The following is a 334-nucleotide window of genomic DNA, read 5'->3' on the forward strand; positions in this document are numbered from 1 at the left end:
ACCTGCTTTGCAAGCAGGGGGTCAACGGTTCGAATCCGTTATTCTCCACACTTCCCTTATGTTGGGAAAGAGATCTTTGACATATTGACACAAGCAAGACTGTAATAACAGGAAACTCCTTCCTGCATGTCCTATGGACGATGCCAGGAAGAGCTGAAAGTATGAGCGTCCGGCCTTTTGGCCGGAAATCGAAAGTAGTAAAGGGCTCATGGCGGATGCCTTGGCTCATGGAGGCGATGAAGGACGTGATAAGCTGCGATAAGCCCGGGGTAGGTGCAAATGACCTCTGATCCCGGGATTTCCGAATGGGACAACCCGGCTGTCTGAAGGACAG

At 51.2% G+C, this 334-nt stretch carries 1 rRNA gene; it reads left to right on the plus strand.

What is annotated here, in order from left to right:
• Nucleotides 1–188: 188 nt before the first annotated feature.
• Nucleotides 189–334 (plus strand): 23S ribosomal RNA (locus CIL02_RS10855); the annotation flags it as partial.

This window comes from Prevotella sp. P3-122, assembly GCF_002251365.1.
Lineage (GTDB): Bacteria > Bacteroidota > Bacteroidia > Bacteroidales > Bacteroidaceae > Prevotella.